At 72.8% G+C, this 6710-nt stretch carries 8 protein-coding genes; all 8 read left to right on the top strand.

The features are described from left to right. Positions 1–1330 (top strand): MinD/ParA family ATP-binding protein (locus tag ACY5KJ_RS08875; protein WP_462203157.1); only part of this gene is annotated, 1330 nt, incomplete at its 5' end. Between the two features lie 10 nt (positions 1331–1340). Beyond that, on the top strand, positions 1341–2228 hold the full coding sequence (locus ACY5KJ_RS08870) for an SseB family protein (protein WP_462186895.1): 888 nt from the start codon (positions 1341–1343) through the stop codon (positions 2226–2228). 343 nt (positions 2229–2571) lie between these two features. Further along, positions 2572–3162, top strand: a complete 591-nt coding sequence (infC, locus tag ACY5KJ_RS08865; protein WP_462186894.1) for a translation initiation factor IF-3 — start codon at positions 2572–2574, stop codon at positions 3160–3162. A 97-nt stretch (positions 3163–3259) separates the two neighbouring features. Next, positions 3260–3454, top strand: coding sequence for a 50S ribosomal protein L35 (gene rpmI, locus ACY5KJ_RS08860; protein ID WP_011437566.1), 195 nt, complete (start codon positions 3260–3262; stop codon positions 3452–3454). A 125-nt stretch (positions 3455–3579) separates the two neighbouring features. After that, the gene (gene rplT, locus ACY5KJ_RS08855) at positions 3580–3960 is read left to right on the top strand and encodes a 50S ribosomal protein L20 (RefSeq protein WP_011437565.1); all 381 of its coding nucleotides are present in this window, start codon (positions 3580–3582) and stop codon (positions 3958–3960) included. Positions 3961–4064: 104 nt separating this feature from the next. Continuing rightward, positions 4065–4889: a TrmH family RNA methyltransferase gene (locus ACY5KJ_RS08850; RefSeq protein WP_462186893.1), complete on the top strand. Its 825-nt coding sequence runs from the start codon at positions 4065–4067 to the stop codon at positions 4887–4889. Continuing rightward, positions 4889–6034: a sensor histidine kinase gene (locus tag ACY5KJ_RS08845; RefSeq protein ID WP_462186901.1), complete on the top strand. Its 1146-nt coding sequence runs from the start codon at positions 4889–4891 to the stop codon at positions 6032–6034. Before ACY5KJ_RS08850 ends, ACY5KJ_RS08845 begins: the two co-directional genes overlap by 1 nt. Positions 6035–6199: 165 nt before the next feature. Then, on the top strand, positions 6200–6710 hold a 511-nt coding region (locus ACY5KJ_RS08840), incomplete at its 3' end, for a tRNA ligase subunit PheS family protein (protein ID WP_462203156.1).

Raw genomic sequence — 6710 nt, 5'->3', positions numbered from 1 at the left:
GCCGCCCGGGGAGACCTGGGAGAACATTGCGGTACTGGTCCCCACCGCCGGGCAGCCGGTGAACCTCCCGGATGGGACGCCGGTCGTCCCCGTTTCCTGGGCCGCCACCGCGCCGCCCCCAGACGGCTCGCTCGGTGCCGGGCCCGTAGCCGGGCGGCTTCCCCCATCCGCGGCGGCTGACCCGGGTTGGCCGGTGCCGGAGGCGTGGCTCGACGCTGACCCCCTGGGCGGACCCACGGTCGGCCGGCAGGCGGTCGAAACGCCCGGTACGGAGCCAGCCTGGTCCGTCCCGGTCCCCGCGAACCTGCCGGCACGGCGGTCCGGTCCGGCCCCTTCCCTGCCCGTCCGGGCGGCGGCCGCGGTGACGCCGTCCCGTGGTCCGGCGGTGGTCCCGGCCGTCGCGGGAGCGGGCGGTTCGCCGGTCGCGCGGGCGCGGGCCGGTGGGCGGCGGGTGCTGGTCGGGGGATTCGGTGGCGGAGGCGGCCGGACGACGGTCGCCGCGGGTCTGGGACTGGCGATCGCGGAGCACCACGGTCATCGGGTGATGGCCGTGGATGCCTCCCCGGACCAGTCCGGGCTGCTTGCGCACCGGGTCGGCCTCATGCCACCGGGCGTGGGGTTGCGGGAGTTGGCCACGGCGCGGCCACCGGTGTCCTCATTGGAGGACGTGCGCCGGTTCGTCGCCTCCGACGGCTCCGGTGGCCTGGAGGTGCTGGCCGGACTGCGTGATCTCACCGGGCCGGGGCTGCTTCCCGAGGAGCTGGCCTGGGCACTCGACCTGCTCGGACACTGGTATCCGGTCGTCGTCGCGGACGCCCCACCGGGGTGGAGCCAGCCGGTGCCGGCCACCCTGCTGGCGCGGGCGGACCTCGTCGTGCTGACGATCCGGGCCGGCGAGACGGAGATCGCCGGTGCGGACGACGCGTTGACCGCGTTGGCCGCGGCTGGTCGGCCAGATCTCGCTGCCACCGTCATCGTGGCCGTCGTCGAGACGTATCCCTCCCGGTTGAGCCGCGGGGCACGGCTGCGTCTCGAGCATCTTGAGGACCGGGCCTACATGACGGTGCCGGTGCCGTTCGACGCGGCGCTCGCCGACAGCCGTCCGATCAGCTGGTACCGCCTGCGTCGCCGGACCAGGTTCGCCTTCCAGCGCCTCGCCGGGGCGGTCGCCACCGCCCCGCTTCCCGGGTCGCAACCGGCCACCGTGCTGGCCCGGTCCGCCATCGCCGCCCCCGGTCGGTGCCCCCAACCCGGGCCCGGGTCCGTCCGAGCCATGGTGAATGCCACGGACCCGATCCGGTACCGGCCCGCCGCGTCGCCTGGGCCCTAGGCTGGCGAGAATGGCACACGATCTGCTGACTCCGTCCGGTCAGGGCGATGACGGCCGCGCCGATGAGTCGCTCACCCGAGCGCTCGCCGCCAGCCCGGTCAACCCCGCCGTCCTGACCGCCGCGCTGCGCCAGGCCCGGGTCTTCGTCGGAGTCGAGGCTCGGCTCACCGCCGCCGACGCCGTCACCGGTGCGGACAAGACCAGCGAGATGGCGCTGACGACCCTGCGCACCCCGTCCGGCGCGACCGCGCTACCGATCTTCTCCAGCGTCAGCGCGCTCACCGCCTGGCGCGCCTCGGCCCGGCCGGTTCCGGTCGCCGCGGTGGACGCCTGTACGGAGGCGGTCCGGCTGGGGCTCGGAGCGGTGGTGATCGACGTGGCCGGTCCGCGCTCGGCCAGTCTGGACGTCGGGCCGGGCGGTCCCGCGACGGTGCCCGGCGGATCCGACTCCGACTCGCCGCCCGGGACTCTCGACACGCCACGTGCGACCGAAGCCGCGGACCTCGACGAGCTGAGGGTGACCGCCCTGCGCCGTCCATCCGATCCGGATGGACCGTTGTCCCGGCAGCGGGTCCAAGAGGCGTTGCGGACCGTGACCGAGCGGGTCGAGGTGTGGCCGGCGGAACTGCTCCTCCCGGGTGCCGGCGCACCACGCCCGGTGCTTGCCGTCGCGGTACGCCGGGACGGAGATGCGGACGCGCGGTCCGGGGAGTTGCTCGCCCGGCGGTTATCCCGGCTGCTCGCCGCTGATCCGGACCCGGCGCAGGAGCAGGAGCAGGCGCGGGCCTCGGGCCCGGCCGTGCTGCTCGTGAGCGCGCGGGAGGCCGCGGCGGTGCGCCGCCATCTGGGGCGGGGCCTGCGCCCGACGCGCCGATGGCCGGTGCGGTTCGCGAGGTGAGTGCCGCCGGCCCTTTCGGAGCGCCCGGACGATGATGTGATCGTCGTGTCGCCCGGTCTGGTGCTACGCTGGGGTTCAGACCGCCTGCCGGCTGGTTTTGTTCCGTCCGCTGGCGTTGCCGTTCCCAGGCAGCCAGGGCACGGTGCGGAGCCTGATCGGCAGGACCAAGCGGGGGTTCGCCCTCCACCCGATGTCAGCACTGATGTCGCCACCCCGGGACGTCAGCAGGTCCTCAGGCCGGAGTTCCGGCTGGTGGCCGCGGTGGCCGGGTCGCCGGTCGGCCGAGCCGTTCTCGCGGTTGTCGGCCGGGAGCCTGGTGTACCAGGCTCGGTGCTCCGCTGCGGTGAGGTCAGGCCCGCGCGTCGAGCAACGGAGGAAACACATCAGCACAGAGTCCCGTATCAACGACCGGATTCGCGTCCCCGAGGTTCGCCTCGTCGGCGCGGAGGGTGAGCAGATCGGCATCGTCTCGATCGGTGAGGCCATGCGCATGGCGCAGGAGGCCGATCTCGACCTCGTCGAGGTCGCGCCGACCGCTCGTCCCCCGGTCTGCAAGCTGATGGACTACGGAAAGTTCAAGTACGAGTCCGACCAGAAGCGTCGGGAGGCTCGGAAGAACCAGGTCCAGACCGTCATCAAGGAAATGAAGCTGCGGCCGAAGATCGATCCGCACGACTACGAGACCAAGAAGGGTCACGTCGTGCGTTTCCTGCGGGCCGGCGACAAGGTCAAGATTACGATTATGTTCCGCGGTCGGGAGCAGTCCCGGCCCGAGCTCGGCATCCGCCTGCTCCAACGGCTGTCCGCCGACGTGGCCGATCTTGGTTATGTCGAGGCTCAGCCCAAGCAGGACGGCCGGAACATGACCATGGTCATGGCCCCGCACAAGGGTTCGAAGCCGCAGCGGGTGCCGGAACCGGCCGGCCACGCCTGACTCGACGGCGGGCAGTCCGCGCGGTGGCGCCGCCACCGGTTCCGGATCTCGCCACGCCGGTTGTTCGACCACCCACGTAACCCGTCAGGATGTCAACATGCCCAAACAGAAGTCCCACAGCGGTGCGAGCAAGCGGTTCCGGGTCACCGGGTCCGGCAAGGTGCTGCGCCAGCGGGCCAACCGCCGCCACTACCTGGAGCACAAGACCAGCCGCCTCACCCGCAGACTGGATGGCGTGGTGCCGTTGACGAAGGCGGACAACCGACGCGTCAAGCGTCTGCTCGCCCGCTGACCGCGGCCCGCTGACGACTCCGGCCCCGACTGCGGCGGGCCCGCCGGTCGCGGTCGGCCCGCCGTTGGCGGCCGACTCCGGCCCGGGCCGCCGGACGCACCCGAACGAAGGAGACAGGTGCCCTCATGGCACGCGTGAAGCGGGCGGTCAACGCCCAGAAGAAGCGCCGTACGGTCCTCGAGCAGGCCAGCGGCTACCGGGGCCAGCGATCGCGGCTCTACCGCAAGGCCAAGGAGCAGATGCTCCACTCGATGACCTACTCCTACCGGGACCGCCGCGCGCGCAAGGGCGACTTCCGGCAGCTGTGGATCACTCGGATCAACGCGGCGGCGCGGGCGAACGGCCTGACCTACAACCGCTTCGTGCAGGGTCTGAAGCTGTCCGGTGTCGAAGTCGACCGCAAGATTCTGGCCGACCTCGCGGTCAACGACGCGGTCGCGTTCACCGCCCTGGTCGAGGTGGCACGGGCCGCGCTGGCGGCGGCGCCGGAGCCCACCGCCGCCTGAGCCCGTCGCGACGTCGGCCCGTGCCCGCCTCCCGCGTGTCCCCCACGACCGACGCCCCGCCGTCGACGGCTCCTTCCCCGAGGGCCCCTTCCCCGGGGCCCGGAGTGATCGCCGGAGCGCGCTCCGGGCGGGTCGGCGCCGCGCGTCGCCTCAAGCGGCCCGCGGCCCGGCGCGAGCAGGGCAGGTTCCTGGTCGAGGGGGCGCAGGCGGTGGGCGCGGCGTCGGCCGTCGGCGAGCTGCTCGAGGTGTTCGTCGGAGTCTCCGCGACTCCCCGGCACGAGGAGCTGCTGAGGGCGGTCCGGGTGCCGGTCCGGGTCGTCACGGACGAGGCCGTGGCGTCGCTGTCGGAGACGGTGACCCCCCAGGGCCTCGTCGCGGTCGCGGCCCTGCCCGCTCACCGGCTCGCCGACCTGCACGCCCCCCGGCTGGTCGCGGTGTGCATCGGCGCGGGCGATCCGGGCAACGCCGGCACGGTGATCCGCAGCGCGGACGCGGCCGGAGCGGACGCCGTCGTCTTTACCGGGAGCGGTGTCGACCCCTTCGGGGGCAAGTGCGTGCGCTCCTCGGCCGGCAGCCACTTTCACCTCCCGGTGATCGTGGAACCAGCCTTGGCCGTGGTGCTGGACCGGCTACGGGCCCGGGGCTGCCGCATCGTGGCGACGTCCGGAGCCGCGGATCGCGACATCGACACCGCCGTCGCCGCCGGTGAGCTCGACGGGCCGACGGCGTGGCTGTTCGGTAACGAGGCACATGGGCTGGCTTCGGCTACTCTGACCGCCGCGGACGCGGTTCTGCGGGTACCGGTGTACGGTCAGGCCGAGTCCCTGAATCTTGCGGTTGCGTCCGCCCTGTGCCTTTACGCGTCGGCGCGGGCGCAGAGAACGGGCAGGTCCGGTACTAACGGCACCGGAGGAGGTGGTCGACGGTGATGAACACTGTCGCGTCGCCATCCGGGCAGGTACCGCCACCCGGCCCCGGCTGCGCGCCCGATTCCACCGATTCGGCCGTGTCGGCCGCGCTGGACGGCCCACTGCCTGCCGCCGCCTTCGACCTGCTACCGGACTCGGTGATCGTGACCGACGCCGTCGGCGTCGTCGAGGTGTTCAACCGGGCGGCGGCGAAGCTCACCGGGGTGGACGGACCGTCTGCGATCGGCCGGCATCTGACCGAGGTCCTCCCGTTGCTGGACGAGCGGGGCAACGACTGGTGGGAGTGCTCGGCAGCCAGCCGGAACCTGCCGCGGGTCACCGGGCAGCCGGAGCGGCGCCTGACCTATGCGGGTCCGGTCCACGACTGTGACTTCCACGTCACGGTGCGGTTTAACCGGGTCGCCGGTCGGCTGGTGCGGGTGTCGCTGTCCCTGCGCGACACCCTCAGCCGCGAGCGGCTGGAACGCAACCGGGCGGATCTGGTCGCGACCGTGGCGCACGAGCTGCGCTCGCCGCTGACCAGCGTGAAGGGATTCACCGCGACGCTGCTCGCCAAGTGGGACCGGTTCACCGACGAGCAGAAGAAGCTCATGCTGAACACGGTCAACACCGACGCCGACCGGGTCACGCGCCTGCTCACCGAGGTGCTGGACGTCTCCCGGATCGACTCCGGACGCATTCAGGTCCGCAAGCAGATCGTCGACCTGCCCGCCCGAGTGCGTTCGGTGGTGGACGGCAAGGTGGCCTCGGGTGCGGCGGGCGCCGACCGGTTCTTCATCTGCGAGGAGGGCGAACTGCCCGAGATGTGGGTCGATCCGGACAAGATTGAACAGGTACTGCACAACCTCGTCGACAACGCCCTGCGGCATGGTGCGGGTACTGTGACGGTACTGCTGCGTGGCAGGGACAGCGGCACGGAGGTGAGCGTGGCCGACGAGGGGGAAGGCGTGTCCGAATCGAACGCCGCGCGCGTGTTCACGAAGTTCTGGCGGGGCGCCGGCCGCGGGAACGGCACCGGCCTCGGGCTCTACATCGCCAAGGCACTGATCGAGGCGCACGGCGGCACCATCTCGGTCGGCCGGGCCACGGGTGGCGGCGCCGAGTTCCGATTTTTCGTGCCCGCCGGTGGCCCGGTGTTCGGCTGACGCCGAGCACCGCGAACCGACCGGTGGGCGCCCCGGGCGGCCAGGCGCGCGCCGCCGCCCCAGGACCGGACACCCCATGCCCGGACGAACTCCGCCGCAGGCCGGACGACCCCGGCTTCCCGCCGGGATGGCCCTGCTTTTCACCCGATGACGAGGATGAGCACCGTGCCCGCCCCTGGAGAGACTGTCGACCCGTCCCGGGTCCACGCCCTCGACCCTGATCAGCTCGACGCGGCCGTTGACGCGGCGCGGGAGTCGATCCGCGCCGCCGCCGACCTCGACGCGCTGGCAGCCGTCCGTACCGCCCACATCCAGGGCGCCTCCGCACCGCTGGTGCTGGCCCGCCGGGAGCTCGGTGCCCTGCCCCGTGCGGAGCGTGCCGACGCCGGTCGCCGGCACAACGCCGCCCGCACGGCGGTACAGGCCGCCTACGACGCCCGGCTGGCCGAACTCACCGCCGAGCGCGACGCCCGGGTGCTGCACGAGGAACGGGTCGACGTGACCCTGCCCGTCGACCGTCGCCGCCGTGGTGCCCGCCACCCGCTGACCGCCCTGTCCGACCGGCTTGCCGACGTGTTCGTGGCGATGGGCTACGAGGCCGCCGAGGGACCCGAGGTCGAACACGACTGGTTCAACTTCGAGGCCCTGAACATGGCGCCCGATCACCCGGCCCGCA

The sequence above is a fragment of the Frankia sp. CcWB3 genome (assembly GCF_977927595.1).
Note: the sequence above shows the minus strand (reverse complement) of the source record. Positions and strands in the feature narration are given on the sequence as shown.